Annotated in this window: 16 protein-coding genes; 9 read left to right on the top strand and 7 right to left on the bottom strand. The window is 63.0% G+C overall.

What is annotated here, in order from left to right:
• Positions 1-259: 259 nt before the first annotated feature.
• From ACWUI7_RS05770 to ACWUI7_RS05755, 4 genes are all read left to right on the top strand, one after another.
• Positions 260-412 (top strand): hypothetical protein, encoded by a 153-nt coding sequence (locus ACWUI7_RS05770; protein WP_496641272.1) that lies wholly within the window; start codon positions 260-262, stop codon positions 410-412.
• 1,038 nt (positions 413-1,450) lie between these two features.
• A complete protein-coding gene (locus ACWUI7_RS05765; RefSeq protein WP_496641271.1) occupies positions 1,451-2,269 on the top strand; it encodes a hypothetical protein in 819 nt (272 codons plus the stop codon).
• Positions 2,266-3,504 carry a hypothetical protein gene (locus ACWUI7_RS05760; RefSeq protein ID WP_496641270.1) on the top strand — a complete coding sequence of 413 codons (1,239 nt, stop codon included), beginning with the start codon at positions 2,266-2,268 and terminating at the stop codon, positions 3,502-3,504. The genes ACWUI7_RS05765 and ACWUI7_RS05760 overlap by 4 nt, the downstream gene beginning before the upstream one ends.
• Positions 3,497-7,051: a UvrD-helicase domain-containing protein gene (locus ACWUI7_RS05755; protein ID WP_496641269.1), complete on the top strand. Its 3,555-nt coding sequence runs from the start codon at positions 3,497-3,499 to the stop codon at positions 7,049-7,051. Before ACWUI7_RS05760 ends, ACWUI7_RS05755 begins: the two co-directional genes overlap by 8 nt.
• Positions 7,052-7,157: 106 nt before the next feature.
• Here ACWUI7_RS05755 and ACWUI7_RS05750 read toward each other — a convergent pair whose 3' ends face one another.
• Complete coding sequence (locus tag ACWUI7_RS05750) at positions 7,158-7,712, bottom strand: histidine kinase (RefSeq protein ID WP_496641268.1); 555 nt, start codon at positions 7,710-7,712, stop codon at positions 7,158-7,160.
• A gap of 338 nt (positions 7,713-8,050) precedes the next feature.
• On the opposite strand from ACWUI7_RS05750, the gene ACWUI7_RS05745 reads away from it, so the two are divergent.
• The 3 genes from ACWUI7_RS05745 to ACWUI7_RS05735 all read left to right on the top strand — a co-directional run bounded on the left by ACWUI7_RS05745 (position 8,051) and on the right by ACWUI7_RS05735 (position 11,549).
• A complete protein-coding gene (locus ACWUI7_RS05745; protein ID WP_496641267.1) occupies positions 8,051-9,178 on the top strand; it encodes a tRNA (guanine(26)-N(2))-dimethyltransferase in 1,128 nt (375 codons plus the stop codon).
• 67 nt (positions 9,179-9,245) lie between these two features.
• Positions 9,246-10,547 (top strand): YihY/virulence factor BrkB family protein, encoded by a 1,302-nt coding sequence (locus ACWUI7_RS05740; protein ID WP_496641266.1) that lies wholly within the window; start codon positions 9,246-9,248, stop codon positions 10,545-10,547.
• 6 nt (positions 10,548-10,553) lie between these two features.
• Positions 10,554-11,549, top strand: coding sequence for a phosphatase PAP2 family protein (locus ACWUI7_RS05735; RefSeq protein ID WP_496641265.1), 996 nt, complete (start codon positions 10,554-10,556; stop codon positions 11,547-11,549).
• A 263-nt stretch (positions 11,550-11,812) separates the two neighbouring features.
• On the opposite strand, the gene glnA is transcribed toward ACWUI7_RS05735, so the two are convergent.
• On the bottom strand, positions 11,813-13,180 hold the full coding sequence (gene glnA / locus ACWUI7_RS05730) for a type I glutamate--ammonia ligase (RefSeq protein ID WP_496641264.1): 1,368 nt from the start codon (positions 13,178-13,180) through the stop codon (positions 11,813-11,815).
• A 126-nt stretch (positions 13,181-13,306) separates the two neighbouring features.
• Here glnA and lrp point away from each other — a divergent pair, with 126 nt between their 5' ends.
• Positions 13,307-13,765, top strand: a complete 459-nt coding sequence (gene lrp, locus ACWUI7_RS05725; RefSeq protein WP_496641263.1) for an HTH-type transcriptional regulator Lrp — start codon at positions 13,307-13,309, stop codon at positions 13,763-13,765.
• 57 nt (positions 13,766-13,822) lie between these two features.
• Here lrp and ACWUI7_RS05720 read toward each other — a convergent pair whose 3' ends face one another.
• The 3 genes from ACWUI7_RS05720 to gap form a co-directional block, all read right to left on the bottom strand.
• Positions 13,823-15,094 carry an amidohydrolase gene (locus ACWUI7_RS05720; RefSeq protein WP_496641262.1) on the bottom strand — a complete coding sequence of 424 codons (1,272 nt, stop codon included), beginning with the start codon at positions 15,092-15,094 and terminating at the stop codon, positions 13,823-13,825.
• Positions 15,095-15,440: 346 nt separating this feature from the next.
• Positions 15,441-16,655 carry a phosphoglycerate kinase gene (locus tag ACWUI7_RS05715; RefSeq protein ID WP_496641261.1) on the bottom strand — a complete coding sequence of 405 codons (1,215 nt, stop codon included), beginning with the start codon at positions 16,653-16,655 and terminating at the stop codon, positions 15,441-15,443.
• A gap of 48 nt (positions 16,656-16,703) precedes the next feature.
• Positions 16,704-17,756: a type I glyceraldehyde-3-phosphate dehydrogenase gene (gene gap / locus ACWUI7_RS05710; protein ID WP_496641260.1), complete on the bottom strand. Its 1,053-nt coding sequence runs from the start codon at positions 17,754-17,756 to the stop codon at positions 16,704-16,706.
• 111 nt (positions 17,757-17,867) lie between these two features.
• Between gap and ACWUI7_RS05705 the strand changes: the two genes are divergently transcribed.
• Complete coding sequence (locus tag ACWUI7_RS05705; RefSeq protein ID WP_496641259.1) at positions 17,868-18,245, top strand: Hsp20/alpha crystallin family protein; 378 nt, start codon at positions 17,868-17,870, stop codon at positions 18,243-18,245.
• 33 nt (positions 18,246-18,278) lie between these two features.
• On the opposite strand, the gene ACWUI7_RS05700 is transcribed toward ACWUI7_RS05705, so the two are convergent.
• Positions 18,279-19,187 carry an ATP-grasp domain-containing protein gene (locus ACWUI7_RS05700; protein WP_496641258.1) on the bottom strand — a complete coding sequence of 303 codons (909 nt, stop codon included), beginning with the start codon at positions 19,185-19,187 and terminating at the stop codon, positions 18,279-18,281.
• A 57-nt stretch (positions 19,188-19,244) separates the two neighbouring features.
• Positions 19,245-19,535, bottom strand: coding sequence for a translation initiation factor eIF-1A (eif1A, locus tag ACWUI7_RS05695; protein ID WP_496641257.1), 291 nt, complete (start codon positions 19,533-19,535; stop codon positions 19,245-19,247).
• Positions 19,536-19,571 lie beyond the last annotated feature (36 nt).

Genomic DNA, 19,571 nt, shown 5'->3' with positions numbered 1-19,571 from the left:
TCGAAGAGGCCGAGGCGGTTACCGATGATCGGACGGACTCTGTCCAAACATCGGTCAAACAGACAGAAGCGGACGCACTCCGGGCAGATACAGATACGACAGCCAGCTCAACTATATCCACGGAGCCACGGCGACGAACTGTTTATCTCCGATGTGTCATTCGGTGTCGATTCTGCCGGTGTACATTCGAGTAGCACCGTATCACCACGGACAACGGGACCACCAGTAGTCTTTTGAGAGTTGGTGGGCAAAATCAGGTGTGAGTCTCACTTCGGACGACTTTGAGGAGTTCGTTTCCTCTGACCCCGATGATGACGAGACGGTCCCGCTCGGACAGGCACTCTCAGAGCTGGGACTCGACGTCGAGGTTGACTCCGTCGAAGCCGTTCGTGACGTCCGCAAACAGTTATAGAGTATCAAGGAGAATACCTGCGGCTTCAGTCTCGTCAACGCAGGATGAATCCGACAATTCTGAACTTGTCCACGTAGTGATAGCCGATCGGAGATTTGACAATCCGTGGCTTAAAGTGACAGGTAGCCCCACATACAGACAGGAATTAGACCGGAAATAGAGCGATTCCGATCAGTCCTCCGATGGCGGCCTGTCCGCCCCAAGCAATGAGATCGTTTGAGAATCTTCGATTCTCGTGATGACGAAAATCTTCGATTTTCGAACCACAGTAATCGGAACCAGTCGGGTGAACGGTCGGTTCCTACAATGAACCGATGCAGTGTCCGACTGCTGTACGCACCACAGAAAGTAACTCCAAGTCCGTCGACATCTGCCGGACTCCCCGAGGCACAAACAACTCTGGGAGTCCGAACACGATAGAGGATAGGAGTACCGGGGGCTTGGCACTCCCAGCAGTCCCATCCGCTACAGCCCGTGAACCCCGTACGGATTCTCACTGTGCTGGGGTTCGGTGGAACTGCAAACCTGAAATCTCCAACGCTCAGGATTCCTCCGCGTTTACGCGGAGGAGGATGTCAAGAAAATACTCCTCGACACGAACGTTCTCGTCGCAGCAGTTACCGAGGTGCGAGGAGAAAGCCCGCCGTTCACGGCGGGGATGAATCCGACACCCCTACACGAACTACGTCCGACGCACTGAACGGATGTTTTAAATGAGTTAAAATCATAAATAAAAGCAACTGAGGCGGTCTACCCGCCCCACTAATCGGACAATATCGGGATTCCCTGATTTCAAGCGGAAGACACCCTCTTCCGTACCGAAATAGGGTACAGGTATAAGAAGTACCTCCGAATCCCATGCCGGGATAGGAGTACCGGCTGGTTGGCACAGCCAGTAGCCGTCATCAAGACGGCTACAAACCGTACCCATCCCAACTCAGCGGTGCAGTGCCGTGGGAATCTTCGCTCTTCAGGGCGGAGAGGATGTCAAGTAGGGACGCTGTAGCAACAGAGACGACGAGCTGTCGTCACCAATCAATGGAAGCCGAACGTAGCCAAGTCGACCGGATGCCGGAGCAACTAACGGTTCACGTGGGTGGCGAGGACGCCGTGTGGGAGCGGGCTCGGCAGGGTACGCGACCGATGGAGCTCGTCGTGTCCCCCGTTGAGCTCCATCAGCGTAACTTCCAGCGCCGGTTACGAGAGGCGAACCTTCCGAAGGACGCCTTCGTCTTCGAAGACCCCATCGGGATGAGCAATCAGTTACTGGATCAGACGGGACGATCGACGACGACCATCGACCGGATAGATCGTCTCAGCCTGCTCCGATCGCTCTTTGACGGACCGACGCTTAACGAGGAAACGGGAGTCCCCCTCCCACCCGGTATTTCGGCCCGCGCTCCACAACAGATCGAGCAGATCCGCACGGAAGTCGAGACGATAACCAACTTTCACCCCGAGCGTGTCGCGGCGTGGCGAGACACGGCAACCGAAATATATCGTCCGATCGACGAAGAGGCCGAGGCGTTTCTCGATACTGCACTCGCCGTAGAGCGCCAGCTTCGAGAACGAACTACCAAGGCCGTCTCGGAGACCGGTCTCATCAGGCGGGCAACCCGCTCGCTGGTACGGACGGACAGATCCGTCTGGGATGAGACCTACCCCGACATCGGACGTGTCTCCCTGCTCGGCCTCAGCAGTCTCTCCGCTCCCCACACAGACCTGGTACACGCGCTGTGTACGACGACGTCCGTCGAGGTACACGTCCACTTCCGATCTGGAATCGGAGGATACCTACAGAGCCGGGTCGGAGGCCTTCTCGACGTCACCGACCCCGGAACTGCGGTGTTCGAATGACGTCGTCGGACAGACACGCGCTCTTCGGGGCGATCGACACGCCCGACGTTCCGACGGTCGAAATCGTATCGCCGACGCGCCGAGAGGAAGCACGAAGCGCGATGGCTGTCGTAGCCGAACTCCGGGATCAAGACGTGCCGATTCGGGACATCGCCGTCGTAGTTCGAGATATCGATCCGCACGAGGAACCGTTGTTCCGTGCGGCGATCCAGTACGGCATCACGCCCGTGTTCTGGACACAGTTACGGGTGACGAGAACCCGACCGTACGCACTCGTTACGGCAGTCTGTGGAACTCTAGCTGAAGCTCGACTCGACCTGGAGACGCTGATTCGGCCGCTCGAACTGGGATGGGCCTCGCCCGGAGCAGGGTCCGAGACGTGGCCGCTCCCGCCGAGGGAGCTGTATCGATCGGCCGAGCGACTACCACGAGATGCCCGGACCGCCACCGAGTGGAACGGGATCGTCGAAGCGACCGATGGTGTCGATGCCCGACTCCGACAGTTCGCGAAGTGGGTCGCGGACGCTCCGACCCCAGAACCGGAGTCGATCGCTTCGCTGCTCGACGACGTGGTCAATGCGTATGCGGAACAAGGGCTTCCAGAAACGAAAGTAACGGATTCGCCGGCGCTACTCGACACGGAGATCGACGCGCGCGCGGTCGTCCGCGTTCGGACGCTGGTTCAGCAGTTGCGACACAAGTTTGCAGATCGGCTCGAAGAAGGGGCCGTCGAACGCTCTTGGGACGACGTCGCCGACCTCGCCGGTGTGATCGCCACCCAGCGGCCGGGTCGGCGGGAACACTCGAACGCTCGGGCGCTGGATGTCTTGGAGGCGAACGACGTGTGGGCGCTCGATATTCCGTACGTCATCGCCCTCGGGTTGACGGCCGGACAGTGGCCCCAGCCGCCACAGTCTCTGCTTCCCCCGGAATTCCGAGAGGCAGTTCTTCGCGGAGACGAACGGGCGGAGGTTCTCGCGCCGCAACCGGCGTGGGCTGGCGGCCGCGACCGCGACCAGTTCCTCGATACGCTGCGGTCGGCGGGCCGATGCGTCATTCTGTCGAGACACACGCGCACGGCTGAAGGCGACGACGTTCCGCCTTCATCGCTCCTCGATCATCTCGATCCGGAGCGAGTCTCTGAGGAAGCGAGACGACGATTGGTCGGACCTAGACGTGAACTTCCACCGGAAGTACAGGGGTTCGTCAAGGAAACGGAGGATTTCGATGGGTGATGATACTGGCAACGAGGATCTGGACCCGATCGTTCTGCAGGGCGCACAGCGAGCTATCCAGGAGGCATATTTCGACTGCGAAACCGGGCTGTTCACGCTGAACTGCGTCCCAGGCTCCGGAAAATCGGTGGTCGCCCATCACCTCGCTGCAGAGGATCTCCTCCGACGGTACGTGGCCGGCGACACGACGCCGGAGCTACACGTCGCAGTGGTTTCGTTCAACCGCGATGAGGCCGCCGATATCATTCCGGAAGTCTGCGATAGGCTGGAGACGATCGTTGAATACAATCTCGTTCCGGCCGCGTCCGAAGTCACCGATGAAGAGTTACAGTACCTCCTCCAGCGGATCCGACAAGGTCCCTACGTTGGAACCATCGATGGACTCCTGTGCGGTGTTCTACAGGATATCGCTCACGACATCGGCTTCGACGAGATGCCCTCAGTCGGGAACGACGCACTGCTGAATCGAGTCCACGGTGACTGTTACGAACGACTTCGGAGTATCCCGGATGACGCCGAACGACTTGATGCTCTCGAAGCTGCATATCCCGATGAAGAGTACGACGACAGCGTCGCCGACATGATCAAAGCTGCGCTTACGTTCTGCCGCGACCAGCGCATCTCGACTGGGGAGTTCCGAGACGAACTGGAACGGACGCGCGACTCGGCGTATCCCGGTGGAAAACCGGACTCGTTCTCCGATATCGTACGGTCGGTCGAACGATTCACTGGCGATGATGATGCCGTCGGAGAACGGGTTAGAGACGCCGTACACGAGTCGGACCGGGACCGACTGCTCAAAGCCGACCGCGAGCTGTACGAGGCGTGGTGTGATCGGATCGACGACTTCTGTACGGTCCTTTCGGCGTACCGTACCGCGTATCGTGAGCTCGTCCGCGACTACGGCGTCGTCACTCACACTGACGCCGCCTATCTCGTGGACGCCTACTTCGACGATACGACCGACCAGTCGCAGCTTCTCGAGCCACTCCGCGCTATCGACGGCTCACACCGAACACGAGTCCTCCAGCGGTACCGATCACGGATCCAGAGCCTGATCATCGACGAGGCACAAGACGTTTCGGCCATCCAGCACGCAGCGCTGTCCCACCTCGTGACTCACGACTCACGCGTATTCGCCTGTGGAGACGTCCTACAGGGGATCTACCTGTGGCGGCACGCCGACCCGACCTGGTTCGACGCGGCAACGATGGGAGGCGAGTACCTCGGTGTCGACTGGGACACACACGAGAATCGGACCGCGACCACGACGTACCGATGTGTCCCCGACATTGCCGCGGGCATCAACGCGATCGCCGAGTCGATGATCACCGATCCCGTCCGTGGCGATCTCGGTGATCTCGACACCACGTACGAGTGGTCAGACGCGGCCCGTGACGGTACCGACGAGCCATCGATACACGTCTCCTCGTTCATCGGCGTCGGTCGTCCCGGATCGGAAGCGTGGGCGAATCCCGATGGAGAGGTCGGAGAGGCGAACATGCTGGCGACTCACATCTCACGAGGGCTCGCCGACGGCACGTTCTGCGACGATGCCGGCGAGCCACTAGACGTCACGGTGCTGTTCCGGCGCGGGACTCGGATGCCCGAGTACGAGAACGCGTTCGCTTCGGAGGGTCTCCGCGTCCACACCACTGGTGAGGGGCTGTTCGACTGTCCCGCGGTCGAATCTGTGTTCGCCGTCTGCGACTGGCTAGCACATCCTGGCTCTCCTGACCGTACGGAGACCCTTCTCACCGAACCTCCACTGGGTATCATTGAGGACACAGAAGCGTTTGAGGTCCACTCGTGGGATCTGGACCGTGTACTTAGCGAAAATGTACTTGACCTCACAGAGACGCAACGGCGGACACTGCGTGCTCTGCTTCGACTCCGTGATCGAAGTGACGTCTTCCAACGCCAGCCGGCCAGCGTGTACGTAGAAGAAATCGTCGAAGCGCTCGAACTGAGAGCCGATCCACAGGAAATAGCCACTGGAAGTGGACCCAAACAACGAGTCGCCAATCTGGATGCGCTCGTCGAGACCCTCTCCCAGTGGGAGGGTGAGACGCATTACACGCCGGCCGAATTGACGGACCTCGTACAACCGTTCCGCGACGATCCCGACGACGGTCCGGCACAGCCGAGCACGACGGCAACCACGTACGACGTCGAATTCCGAACCGTACACAGGGCGAAAGGGGATCAAGACGACGTCGTCGTCGTTGCTGATCCCGGGTTCGACGTCTGGTCCCGGGGACCCCACACCCAGCGGTTCGTCGCTCAAGGATCGATCGCCGGACTCGCCCCACCGACGAACACCGACATCCCCCATGACATCACGATCCCGCCGTTCGACTGCGGACTGTACGAGGCACCGGGCGGATTTGACCGTGATACCGGCCTTCGCTGGGCAACTGCCCAGTGGATGGACTCCGTGTCCGATTCAGCGGCCCGTGACGAACTCGTCGGACCCGAACGTCTGCGTCGCGTCGCAGCGAACGAGCGCGCCGAAACATGGCGATTGTTGTACGTAGCGCTGACTCGTGCCCGTGACCACCTCGTCGTTCCACTGCCTCGTTCCGACTTGGAGGAGGACCAATCACGCGATCGGTGGCTCGACACGATCCGGCAGGGGATCGGGTTCAACCGAGGCGGCACCGACTCGTACACGCTCGAACTTGGTGGATCGGATCCGAACACGGATGCGATCGAGATCGGAGTCAACGACGTGGACTTGTTCACCGAGTGGCGGCCGACGAGATCCGGGCCGACCGATAACGAAGCTTCGGTAACTCCACCGCGGCGAGGCGATCTCGAACGGTGGATCCCCCGATTCCTGAACCCCAGCACGATGTATCCCCTGACGGAGTCACTGGACGAGCACACCATTCCGCACCTGTTGGGCGAGCCGCTTCACACAGAGACGAACGATATCCCCGACGACATTCCGCTACAGTTCGACGAGCTGGGTCCAGAAGACGTGGGTTCCTGCTTACACGAGGTGCTGACCACGCTCACCGAACGCGAGGTCGCTGAAGAAACGCTCGATTCGCCGACAGACGACGTTCGAGACGTATTTGACGACGTCATCGACGACGGCGCTCTGCGAATCGACGACGACGAACGTGTCGGACTGTTCGCGTTCTTCCGAGGGGCAGTCCTCGACGACTTCCTCGCGTCCGACCTCTGGAGCCGCATTCAACGGGCGGAACGGGTTTCGGTTGAGCGACCTGTCGACGGTCTCGTCACGATCGACGGCGTCGAGATGGAAATCCACGGGACGATCGATTTCATCGTCGAGTCATCTACGGGTGAACGGCACGTGACGGACGTGAAAATCACACTGACGGACCAAACACCGGAAACACGACGACGGTACGAACTCCAAGTGGCGGCCTACTCGTATCTCCTCGAACAGCAGCGATATTCGGAGCCCTCCATACATCGGACCGTGGAGACCTTCGGAGTCGAGCGTGAGACAGTAGCGTCATCGTGGCCGCCCGAGGTCGTCAAACGGAGACTCGCTGCTCTGGTTCGACAGTAGCCGTCAATCTGGATGACGACGAACGCACGTAAGACAAAGTTACGACGAGCTTCCGAAGGAGCCCAGAAGTATTACACGCCCACCGTTGTCGTCTCGGTCGTCTCGATCACGTCGACGCCGCCGATCCGATCGCGGATCTCGTCGTCGTACGTTGTCTCGAGGTCGACGTCCCAGCCGTGTACCCGGGAGAGGCTTCGCACGTTCGGCAGTTTGAGTCCGGCCTCGGCGGTGGGTTCGGCCGCGTCGTGCCGAACAGCGAGTCGTCGTAGGCCCCACCGGCGTAGCGTCTGTCGTCGCTCATGACGAGTCGCCCCGGATCGGTCTCCACCCGGACTGTGAGCGCTGTTGCCTCCGCGTAGGCGGCAAATCGGATCGCGTTGACGAAGAGGTGCGTGAGCCGGTCGTCGGCCGCTCGGATGGTCGCATCACGTTCGAGGTGCACGTCGAGGTCGGCGTCGACCGACTCGGTCGCGCGGTCGAGTGCTAGTCGAACGTCGACGTCGTGATACGTCTCGATCGACTGGGCGTACCGTGTCAACACGTCGAGGTCTTCAATCACCTCTTTGCTCCGCCGGACCGACTGCCGGGCCACCTCGAGTGGATCTCGCTCCGTGGGTGCGTCAGATTCAGACGCCGCGAGCGCGAGGTACCCCTCGGTCACGCCGACGGCGTTTCGCAGCTCGTGGGCGATAGCGTCGGCGATCGCCTCAAGTTGCTCGTCGTGGCGGGTGAGTTCGGCCTTTCGTTGCCTCGCGTCGGTAAGACCCGAAGCCCCGTTCGCGCGTCCGACTGCCGGAGCGGTGACCCGCGTGCTGCCCCGACGAAACAGGCGACGGCCGCGGCGCCGAACACGCCGGAGATCGCCAGATTCGGTGCCGAGAGAGTCATCGAATGGAGACCGGTATATCCCGAAAGCGCATCACTGTTGCCGTTCGGGCGACCGGCCGGCGTCTAAGCCGAGAGCGCGGCGCTTTTGTGCCGCATCGGCGACGGTCTGGTATGGAGATCGACGAGGGGGGGTGTACGGTGCGCGTCCCCGAGGCCCGTGACGGTGCGAGTGAGGGGACTGGCAGCGGGGTCTTTTTTAACCCAACCCAAGAGCTGAACCGGGACATCACCGTCGCCGTGTTGCGCGCCTATCGCGACCGTGAACCGCGCGCAGAGACGTACCTCGATGCGATGGCAGCCTCTGGTATCCGTGGGGTGCGGGCCGCCGCCGAGGAATACGCCGTGACGTGTGCCGACGTCGATGCGGCGGCGGTCGAGCTGACGAAAGAGAACCTCGCCGCGAACGACCTTGACGGGGACGTGGTCCACCGCGACGTCAACGCGCTGTTACACGAGTCTGTCTTCGACGTCGTCGACCTCGACCCGTACGGGACGCCGATCCCATTCGTCGACGCCGCGTTCGCGAACACGCGCAATCTCGTGTGTGTGACCGCCACCGACACGGCGCCGCTTTGTGGCGCACACCAACAGAGCGGGATCCGAAAGTACGGGGTCGTCCCACAGAACACGGAGTATCACCCCGAGATGGGGCTGCGAACGCTCGTCTCCGCGCTGGTTCGGACTGCGGCACGGTACGACACCGCAGCCCGTCCAGTCGTCTCACACGTCTCACGCCACTACGCACGCGCATACCTCGAGTTGGAGTCGGGGGCGCAGGCCGCCGACCGCTGTGTTGAGGAACTCGGGTACGTTGACCACTGTGAGGACTGCCTCTGGCGAGACGCGACGCCGGGGCTGATTGCCGCTCCCGTCGACACGTGTCCCTCCTGTGGAGGCAGCCGCGTGCTCACTGCCGGCCCGCTCTGGTTGGGCACCATTGCAGACGCCGACTTTGCTCGTGCGGTCCGAGAGCACGTCACCGACGACATGGGAGCGGCAAAGCGCGCTCGGCGGTTACTCGAGACTGTTGAACACGAGCTCGACACCCCCACACACTACGACCAGCACCGGCTGTACAAAGCGTGGAGCGAGCCCGCTATCGGGATGGACGAGTTCGTCGGGCGACTGCGGGATGCCGGTTACGAGGCGAGCCGCGCGCACTACCGCGGTACAGCGGTCAAGACTACCGCGTCGATCCCCGAGATGCGCGAGGCAGTCCTCGGCGACGGTGCGGTCTGATAGTTTGGATTCTCGGTGACTCGCGTCTCCCACGCCGTTTTTGATACCGTCTGTTGAATCAGTTACCGTGTCTCGGCGCTCACTCACCACCCTCGGAACGGCACGCCGCGTCCTTGACGTCGCGCTCGATCGGCAGGTGACGTTTCTTGCGGCCGCGGTCGCCTACTACGCGTTCGTCTCGCTGATCCCGGCGCTGTTGCTCCTCGTGGTCGTCGCAAGCGCAGTATTCGGCGCAGCCATTGCCGCGGAGCTCGGAACCGCCACCGGGGCATTCTTAACGCCCGCGGGCGAGGAAGCCGTCGCCGCCGCCACCTCCTCGGCGAGCGGTCGCACCGGTGCGAGCGTGGCCGGGGTGGCGGTGTTGGGCTGGTCGACGCTGAAAGTGTTTCGTGCGCTCGACACCGCGTTCGCCGAGCTGTACGGCAAACAGACGCGTCCAGACGTACTCACACAGCTCGTCGACGCTGCGTCCGTCGTGGTAAGTGTGGGAGTCGGAATGGGCGTGATGGTCGCTGTCGGCGCGTTCGTTGCGGCCGCAGACGCGATTCCCCTCGTGGAGGCGGCGAGCGTCCTCGCGTTACCGGCCTTTCTCGTGGTCGTCTTTGTACCGATGTATTCGCTTTTACCTACGCCCAGCATCGGGGTCCGTGAGGCGCTTCCCGGGGCTGTGTTCGCTGCTATCGGTTGGACGCTCCTGCAGGCCGGGTTTCAGGTGTACGCCGCAGCCGCCGGCCAGTACCAGGTGTACGGCGTGATCGGTGGCGTTCTCTTACTCGTCACGTGGCTGTATCTCGCCGCCATCGTCGTCATTCTCGGTGGTGTACTCAACGTCGTGGTGGCAGGGCGTGATGAGGCGGATGGTACTCGAGGTGATTCGGCTGGCGTTCGAGAGGACGCGGACCGGCAGGTACAACACGGTCCTGGCCGACCCACTGGTATGAACGGTCAGTCGGACGGCGCGGGCGACGCCGACGACGAGGAACGCCCGACGGGGGCACCGGACGTGGCGGCGCTCCAGGCGGAGGTGAGCCGACTGCGGGCAGAGTTCGACGCGTTTGAAGCCGACGTCGAAGAGCGCACCGTGGACAAGCCGGCACTCGAATCCGAGCTGAAGCGATACGTACGCGCACGGATGCGACGCGGCCACGCCCGCGGCTGGGGCCCGTATCTCGTTTTACTGTACGGCACGGTGATGACCCTCGGTGCGTTCGTGTACCTCCGTGGTGCCTACGCCATTCTCGCGATGATCGTCTTGGGCCTCTCAACGCTCGGGCTGTACACACTTTTTGTGCTCGTTGGTATCGCGTTGAACCTGCTTGAGACGCCCGGGAAAGCCGTCGACTACGCTCGCCGTCGCCGGGAGGAGTAGCCGGTCGTGGTAGCGAGTCTCCTCGCCGCCCGTGGGGTCGGTGAGTTCGCTGTCGTCGAGACATTGCCGGCAATCGTTGTGGTCGTCTTCGCGGCGGTCACCCACCTCGCGGACCCGTGGCTCCTCTTCGCGCTGCTTGCTGGGGTCTACTGGTTCGGCGACGACAGACTCGCCGCGGCGCCGCGTCGGGCGGGCGCGACCGCTATCGCACTCGTAGCGGCCGGCTACGCTGCGGTCGCAGTCGGCAAGGCGCTCACCGCGGTCCCCCGCCCGCCCGGGGCGACCGGCACCGTCACTCCCCCGGCGTGGCTGCCTTCGGTGCTCGACGGCTGGTACCAGGCGCAGCTCGTCTCGACTGGCTTCGGCTTCCCGAGCGGTCACGCGACCGGTGCAGCCGTCGCGTACGGGGCGCTTGCGGTCTTGTGTACCGCCGTGTGGACACCCCGACGACGATACGCCGTGGCGGCGATCGTCGCCGTCGCGGTCGCCGCGTCCCGGGTCGTCATCGAGGTCCACTACCTAGTCGACGTCGTCGCTGGCTTGCTCCTCGGGGTGATGGTGCTCCTCGGTGGACTCGTGCTCGCTGATGGGCTCACACTCGCTGGCGACTCGTGGCTTCGCGGTCTCACAGCGAGGGTTGCTGGTGGTCCGCTCACGCCGACGCCCGTGTTCGTCCTCGCGGCCGTCGTCTCCGTCGCCGCTGCGGCGATTGCTGGGGCGAACGGCCACACGGACGAGGTGGTCGAGGCGGCCATCGGAGTCGGTACTGGTGTTGGCGGCGCGGTCGGCTGGCAGCTCGTCAGCGGCGTGGAACCTCCCGTTTCGCTTCGCCTCGCTGTTCCTGGACTTGTCCTCACTGGCGGGACGTGGGTCGGCGCGTACGTGCTCGCTGATGGTGTCGTCCTCACGACGCTCGTGACGGCCGTCGCCGTCGCCGGTGTGGTGTCACTTCCGGCTGTGGCTGAGCGTGTTGTGGAGCCCGCCGACGTCCGGCCGTCGTGACCTCCTGAGTGGGTTGGTGTGTACGTGGCAGTACGTGACTGATGTGATCGCGTGACTCTTGAGCACCAATTAGCCACACCCTCCCCAGCCGATTCACTCGTCGCCCACGGGCGACCCGTTCATCCCTCGCACGCGCTCGTGAGTCCGCCTTCAGCGACTCACGAGGCGCGCGCCACCGCTGGTGTGGGGGTGGTCGTCGCACGGCTAGCGCTCGGTAGTCAGCAGCACACGACGCGGGCAGAAAAAACGTGCGAGAGGTGACCTTAGAACGTCTCGAGGTAGCGGTCGAGCTCCCACTCGGAGACGTCGACGAGGTACTCGGTGAACTCCTGGTTCTTCGCTTCGATGAACTTCTCAGCGACGTGCTCACCGAGACCGTCCAGTACGACCTCGTCGGCCTCGAGGGCTTCGACGGCGTCGCCGAGGTTCTTCGGCAGCGTCTCGATGCCGTACTCCGCGATCTGCTCGTCGTCGAAGTCGTAGATGTTCTCGCGGATCGGGTCCGGCGCGTCGAGGTCGCGCTCGATCCCGTCGAGACCGGCGTTGATGAGCGCGGCGAATCCGAGGTACGGGTTACACGATGGGTCGGGGAAGCGAGCCTCGACTCGGGTTGCTGCGGGGACGCGCGCGGCCGGCTTGCGGATGAGCGCAGAGCGGTTGCGGTCGGACCAGGCGACGTACACTGGGGCCTCGTAGCCGGGGACGAGCCGCTTGTAGCTGTTCACGGTGGGGTTAGTCACAGCTGTGATGGCCTGTGCGTGGTCGAGAACACCGGCGAGGTACGAGAGTGCCGTCTCGCTGAGGTCGAAGTCGCCGTCGCCGTGGAACACGTTCTCGCCGTCTTTGAACAGCGACATGTGGGTGTGCATCCCGGAGCCGTTGATCTTCGGTACCGGCTTCGGCATGAACGTCGCGTGCAGGTCGTGTTGGGCGGCGACCGCGCGAACGACGAACCGGAAGGTGGCGACGTTGTCGGCTGTCGTCAGTGCGTCGTCGTACTCGAAGTTGATCTCGTACTGTCCCTCTGCCACCTCGTGGTGGCTGGCTTCGATGTCGAAGCCCATCTCCTCTAGCGTGTAGATGATCTCACGACGGACGTCGCTCTGGAGGTCCTTCGGGGCGAGGTCAAAGTAGCCACCGCGGTCCGCGAACTCGGTGGTCGCGTAGCCGTCCTCGTCGGTCTCGAACAAGAAGAACTCCGGCTCGGGGGCCATATTGACCTCGTAGCCGTGCTCGTCTGCCTTTTCGAGCGCCTGCCGTAGCACGTAGCGTGGGTCACCCTCGAACGGTTCGCCTGTCGAGGTGTTGATGACGTCACAGATGAGGCGGGCGGCGCCGCTCTCGCCGTCACTGCGCCACGGGAGGATTGCGAACGTGTCTGGGTCCGGCTTGAGCCGCATGTCAGATTCCTGGATGCGGACGAAGCCGTTGATAGAGGAGCCGTCGAAGTAGATTCCCTCGGTGAACGCCTTTTCGGCCTGGTCAGCCGGCACGGAAACGTTCTTGACGACGCCGAGAATGTCGGTGAACTGCAGTCGTAAGAAGTCGATATTGTTCTCGTCTATCTCGTCGACTACCGCCTGTTCTTCGGCCGTGAGGCCGCCGTCTGGTTTCGCGTTGTCGTCGGTCATCTTTTAGACGATTACGTGATTATCTGCCAGTATAAAGGCCTTGTCGCTTGGCGCATGAACCGCCACCGTCGGACTGAGAGTGGACATTCGTAAAATTATAATCCCCCCATAGCCTAGTAGAATCTAATGACGTACGAAAACCTCGACGCGAAACTCGTGAACTCCCTGCTCGGAAACGGTCGTGCCAGCCTCCGGAGCCTCGGCGATGAACTCGACGTCTCCGTGACGACGGTCTCGAATCACCTCCGTGATCTCGAAGAGGAAGGCGTCATCCGCGGCTACAGTCCAGTCGTCGACTACGACAAGCTCGGATTCGACGTGACGGCCATCCTCCAACTCAAGGTTGAGGGGAGCGCGCTGCCCGACATCACCGAGAAACTCCGCGAGGAGAAACAGATGGTGAGCGTCTATGAGGTAACTGGCGACTACGACGTGATCGCGGTCGGCAAGTTCACTGACACTGACGGAATGAACGAGCAGATCAAAGCGATCCTTACCGACGAAGACATCCGCGAGTCGAACACGAGCGTCGTGCTCAACACTGTCTCAGAACACGCACAGTTCGACCTCGACGTTGAGGAGTGACACGACCGGCAACGACGTCTTCTTGACTGCTCGGCAGTTGCTCAAGTGCAGTTGAGCTCAGCCCGCAAGCCGGGTGATCGTTTCTTCGATCACGTCCACCGCGATGCCGACGGCCGCCTCGTCGACGTCGAAGTACGCGGTGTGATGCCCGTCCGGGTTGCTTGCGCCGACACCCAGGTACGTTGCCGTCCCGCCGCGCTCTTGGACCCGACGGATCAGGTACGAGGCATCTTCGGAGCCGCCGAACTCCGTCGTGACGACTGACTCCACCGCATCGACTGTCTCTGCAGCCGACTCGACGACGTTGACGACCGCGGGGTCGTTCTGGAACGTGGTGGTTTTGCCGTATAGGCTCGTCTCGACGGAGACGTCGTGCATCATTGCAGCGCCCTCAAGAACTTGCTCGGCGCGCTCCAGCATGTACTCGTTGAGCGCGTGGGTCTCACCCCGCACCTCGACGCGCATGGTCGCCTCCTCACAGATGACGTTCTGAGCGTTGTCGGCGGCGACTCGTCCCACGTTGATCCGTGTTGTGCCGTCCCCGTGGCGAGCAATCCCGTACAGGTTTCCGATCGCTGCGGTCGCCGCCTGAAGCGCGTTCCGTCCCTCGTTTGGTGCGCCACCGGCGTGTGCTGGTGCCCCGCCGAACGTAACGTCGAGTTTCGCGTTCGACAGCGGCGCGTCATAACTCGAGACGACCGTGCCTGTCGGCTCGTCGAGCCCCACGTGGACCGCAAGCAGGTGGTCGACGTCGTCGAGATGTCCTGATTCGGCCATCGGCTTCCCGCCGCGACCACCTTCCTCGGCGGCCTGAAAGAAGAGCTTCAGCGTCCCATCGAACGCGGTGTCGGCGAATACCCGAGCGATCCCGAGCCCGATCGCTGCGTGGGCGTCGTGGCCACACGCGTGCATCTCGCCCGGATGAACACTCGCGAAGCCCTCGGCGGCCGGCCGGTGGTCGTCGTCCATCGCCTCCTGGCGCGCCAGCGCGTCGATGTCGGTTCGGAGCCCGATCGTCGGCCCGTCTCCGTTGGTCTTCGTCGCTATTACGCCCGTGACGTCGCCCATCTGCTCGAGGTACGCCTCGGGGGCGCTCTCCTCGCGCGCCCGTTCGCGTGCGGCCGTGACCTCGTCGGTCGGCGGGACCCCCATCCGGGCGTCGGGGGCGACGGTGTCCGCGCCGAGGTGAACCTCGTAGCCGAGCGACGACAGCGACTCGGCGAGCAGTGCCGACGTCCGGAACTCCTTCCAGCCGGCCTCTGCGTGTCGATGCAGGTCTCGTCGGACCTCGGTGAGCGTGTGCCCCTCGAACGTCGATAGTCGGTCCATGACGGGGACACTGACGTGACGGACAAAAGCGTTGAGCAACCGGAGACCACGACAGGGATGCGTGTCACGTGACACACAGACGCCACTTGGGCCACACCCTCCCCAGCCGATTCTATACGATCGTTGTAATGGCTCTGTGACGGACACAACTCCACAACACCCGGACACCAATTAGCCACACCCTCCCCAGCCGATTCGCGAGTCGCCCGCGGCGACTCGCTCATCCCTCGCACGCGCTCGTGAGTCCGCCTCCGGCGACCTCACGAGGCGCGCGCCACCGCATCAGCTGTCCGTCTATCGGTCACAGAATCCACGGAGCATGCCCGGGGCGTGACTCCGAGATGATTCACTCGTCCGTCTGTAGTAGTTCGACGGCGGGGAGCGGCTCGCCGGTGAGTGCGCGGATGTACGCGCCGCCCGCTATCGAGACGTGCGAGAAGTCGTCCTCGTCAAGGCCGTACATCTCGATCGCCCGAGAGGTGTCGCCGCCGCCGACGACAGAAAAGCAGTCGGTCTCGGCTATCGCCTCGAGCACGCCGACCGTTCCGTCGGCGAATCGCTCGTCCTCGAAGACGCCAAGTGCCCCTTTCACGAAGACGGCGTCCGCGTCGGTGATGAGCGGCTCGTAGTCGGTGACGGTCTCGCTGCCGACGTCGAGGTACGCATCGGTCTTCTCGTCGATGGCCTCGACGCGCACCTCGGCGCGGTCGCCGTCGACACCCTTGTACGCCAGGTCGCTCGCGAGGTGGATCGAGTCGCCGCGCTCTGCGAGGACACGCTCGACGGTCTCGTGGGTCGTCTCCCACTGCTCGTCGAAGAGGTCCATCCCCTCGAGGTCGTACCCAACCGGGTGGCCAGCGGCACGCAAGAAGAGCTCGCCGGCGACTCCGCCGAGCAGGAATCGGTCGACAGTCCCCTCGAGAGCGTCCATCACGCCGATCACGTCGGTTGCTTTCGTTCCGCCGATAACCATCGTCACCGGGCCGTCGAACGACTTGCGGCCGATCGCCGTGTTGGCTTCGTACTCCGCCTGCATCACTCGTCCGGCGTACGCGGGCAACACGAGCGGGAAGCCGACCAGTGAGGCGTGTTTGCGGTGTGCCGCCGAGTAGGCGTCGTTGACGTACGCATCGACGTGCGCAGTGAGTGTGCGTACGTACTCGGTGTCGGCTTTCGTCTCGGGGGACGCTTCTGGTAATTCGTCGGCACACATGCGGGTGTTCTCTAAGAGGAGCACGTCGCCGGCGGCGAGTGCGTCGATGGCCTCGGTCGCCGCTTCGCCGTGGGTGTCGGCAACGAATGCGACGTCGCGGTCGATGTGGCCGGCGAGGATCTCGCCGTGCCCCGATAATGAGGTGAAGTCGTCACGACCCGGTCGACCTTGGTGAGCGAGACAGACGACTCGGTGGCCGGCGTCGGCAAGCTCACTGACGGTCGCCGCGTGGCGTTCGAACCGCCGGTTGTCTTGGGGCTCGCCGGCTTCGATCGGTGAGTTGAGGTCGAGACGAACGAGCACGCACGAGTCGGCTGGAATGTCGTCGATGGTGGGGAATGATGGCATGGGTGAACCTGTGTATTATCGTCGCGAGTGTCGGTCGAGTGTCGGCGCTTACGCCTCGTCGTGGACGTACGCGGCCATATCGAGCATCCGGTTCGAGAAGCCGTACTCGTTGTCATACCACGTGAGGATCTTCAAGAGGTCGCCGTCGGCGATGACGTTGGTCGACTGAAGATCGACGTAACTCGAGAACGGCAGTCCCGTGACGTCACTCGAGACGACCTCGTCGTCGGTGTAGCCGAGCACACCCGCTAGCGGGCCGTCGTCTGCAGCGGCACGGAACGCATCGTTGACGTCGTCGGCGGTCACAGACGCGTCGAGGCTGACGACGAACTCCGTTATCGACCCGGTCGGAACCGGCACGCGGATCGCCATCCCGTCGATCTTGCCCTCGAGCTGGGGGAGCACTTCTTGGGCAGCGCCGGCGGCGCCAGTGGTGGTGGGGACGATGTTTTCGGCCGCGGCGCGACCACGGCGCTTCTTCGCTTTCGGTCCGTCGATGAGCGTCTGGGAACCGGTGTACGCGTGAACGGTCGTGAGCGTCCCTGCCTCGATGCCGAACTCGTCGTCGAGTACCTTCGCGACGGGAGTGATAGAGTTCGTCGTACAGGAGGCGTTCGAGACGACGGTTTCGCCCTCGTACTCGTCGTGGTTGACGCCGTACACGAGCTGTTTGACCGGCTCGTCACCCTTCGGCGGAGCCGAGATGATCACGGTGTCGGCGCCGCCTTCGAGGTGGGCGCTCGCGTCTGCCTTCGTCCGGAAGATACCGGTGCATTCGAGTGCAACGTCGACGTCCAACTCGCCCCACGGGAGGTCGGCGGGGTCCTGTACGTTGTACAGCGGGACGGACGTCCCGCCGATGGAGAGCGTGTCGTCTTCGACTTCGACGCCGTCAAGTCGTCCCATCACCGTGTCGTACTTCGCGAGGTACGCCATGTCGTCGAACGACATCACATCGTTGATCCCCGCGAGTTCGACACGAGGGTTCTCAAGCAGCGCGCGGAACACGTTTCGACCAATACGACCGAACCCGTTCAGTCCGACACGCACCACGTCGTCGTCGTCGACATCCGAACCGGCGGCCAGATAGGATTTACTCATAACTGAAGAAGTGGCGTGCACGCACTTAAATCCGCCCGAGTTGCCCGCTCCATGGCAACTTTGCACACGATCGACAGAAGTCTTATCGGTGAGAACGCCCGTATACAGCGTATGCACCGCGACGACAGAGACGACCCATTCGGCGACTTCTTCGAGGAAATCGAGCGGATGATGAACGAGATGGCGGGGAGCCAGCCCCCGAGTGACGACGCCGGATTCGGTTCCGAGACGCACGTCGACGCGTACGTCACGGACACGACCGTCAGGCTCGTCGCTGACCTCCCAGTCGTCTCGAAAGACCAGCTCTCGGTGCAGTGTGACGGTGATGCACTCACCATCGCTGCGGCCTCTGATCGACGCGAATACGACGAAACGATTCAACTCCCGGCGACCGTTGATGAGCGCTCCGGCGAGGCGACGTTCAATAACGGCGTCCTCGAGGTCACGTTTGACCGCGACGATGACTCGGCGCCGATAGACGTCGTTTGACGACCTTCTGCCGTCTGACGACCTTCTGCCATCTCACCCGTCGGCTGCCGTCTGTCGAACGAGCTCCGCGAGCCGGTCATAAAAGCCGGCGTCGTACTTCGCTGCGTCATCGACCGTGGGCCGCGCGTTCGTCTCGGAGACCACGAGCCGGTCGCCGCTCTCGAGAAAATCCACCCCAAGGTAGTCGACATCAAGTACTGATGCGACCCGCTCAGCGAGCGTACGGGTCTGCTGGCCGAGTTCGACGCCACGAGCGGTCGCGCCTTGGTGAACGTTGTGTTTCCACCGGCCGGCGTCGCGGGCGTCGGCTGGCAATTCGCGACGTACACCGCCCACACACTCGCCGTCGACAACCATCGCCCGATAGTCGTGCGCTTCGGGGAGATATTCTTGGAGCAGGTAGGACTTGTCTCCGGTCGCCCGGTAGTCGTGAACGAGGTTCAGATAATCCGTGATGCCGAGCAGTGAGTCGACGTCGGTCGCCTTCGTGACACCGACGCCGCGGGTCGCAGAGTTGGGTTTTACTACCACCGGAAACGACAGCGTCGCAGCCGCCTCGAGGACCGTCTCCTCGTCGACGGGGTTCGAGAGTAGCGTCGTCTTTGGGACCGGAAGCCCGGCATCGGCGAGTGCGGCCAGCACGCCGGCTTTGTTTCGCGAGGTCACGACAGCTCGGCGGCCGTTCACCCATGGGATCGAGAGCCGGGTGGCTACGACAGCTCCCTCCATCAGGCGTGACGGGTAGACGAATCCGACATCGAACGCATCGGCGTCCAATGGATTTGTCCCGTCTGTTACCGCACTCTCTTCTTCGGTGACGGGCAGCGCCCGGCCAGTCGGCTGGACGTAGTCGACGTCGATACCGCGGTCGGCAAGCGGGTCGCGAATGCGCTCGTACGTCTCCGCGGCGGTCGACATTGCGAGCTGGAGTCGGTTCCCCATCGGGTCAACGGCTCTGTGACCGGACCGGTCGACTCGTCGGCGGATGACGCGGTCGGGTCACTGGAGGTGTCCCTCCGCGCGGAGCTGTTCGGCCTCGCTTTTTTCATATCGCCAAGTGATGTCCGCCTTCTCGTCCTGCCAGTCCCACGGCTCGACGAGGACGAGGTCGTCTTCGCGGATCCAGACGCGCTTTTGCATGCGCCCAGGTATGCGAGCGGTTCGCTCTGTGCCGTCCGCACAGCGCACCTGTACGCGGTTAGCGCCGAGCATCTCGAGCACTTCGGCGAACACCTCGTCGTCGCCGGGCATCCGGTGGTCATGCTGCTGCTCGCCGTCTCCGTCGGTCATGTACTCCCTACTAATGTGCCGCCAGATAAAAGCCCA

Source organism: Halorubrum orientale (genome assembly GCF_059623105.1).
Note: the sequence above shows the minus strand (reverse complement) of the source record. Positions and strands in the feature narration are given on the sequence as shown.

Coding starts and splice junctions, on each gene's coding strand:
- ACWUI7_RS05765 (WP_496641271.1), top strand. CDS start 1,451: ATGGAAGCCGAACGTAGCCAAGTCGACCGGATGCCGGAGCAACTAACG.
- ACWUI7_RS05760 (WP_496641270.1), top strand. CDS start 2,266: ATGACGTCGTCGGACAGACACGCGCTCTTCGGGGCGATCGACACGCCC.
- ACWUI7_RS05755 (WP_496641269.1), top strand. CDS start 3,497: ATGGGTGATGATACTGGCAACGAGGATCTGGACCCGATCGTTCTGCAG.
- ACWUI7_RS05745 (WP_496641267.1), top strand. CDS start 8,051: ATGGAGATCGACGAGGGGGGGTGTACGGTGCGCGTCCCCGAGGCCCGT.
- glnA (WP_496641264.1), bottom strand. CDS start 13,180: ATGACCGACGACAACGCGAAACCAGACGGCGGCCTCACGGCCGAAGAA.
- lrp (WP_496641263.1), top strand. CDS start 13,307: ATGACGTACGAAAACCTCGACGCGAAACTCGTGAACTCCCTGCTCGGA.
- ACWUI7_RS05720 (WP_496641262.1), bottom strand. CDS start 15,094: ATGGACCGACTATCGACGTTCGAGGGGCACACGCTCACCGAGGTCCGA.
- ACWUI7_RS05715 (WP_496641261.1), bottom strand. CDS start 16,655: ATGCCATCATTCCCCACCATCGACGACATTCCAGCCGACTCGTGCGTG.
- gap (WP_496641260.1), bottom strand. CDS start 17,756: ATGAGTAAATCCTATCTGGCCGCCGGTTCGGATGTCGACGACGACGAC.
- ACWUI7_RS05705 (WP_496641259.1), top strand. CDS start 17,868: ATGCACCGCGACGACAGAGACGACCCATTCGGCGACTTCTTCGAGGAA.
- ACWUI7_RS05700 (WP_496641258.1), bottom strand. CDS start 19,187: ATGGGGAACCGACTCCAGCTCGCAATGTCGACCGCCGCGGAGACGTAC.
- eif1A (WP_496641257.1), bottom strand. CDS start 19,535: ATGACCGACGGAGACGGCGAGCAGCAGCATGACCACCGGATGCCCGGC.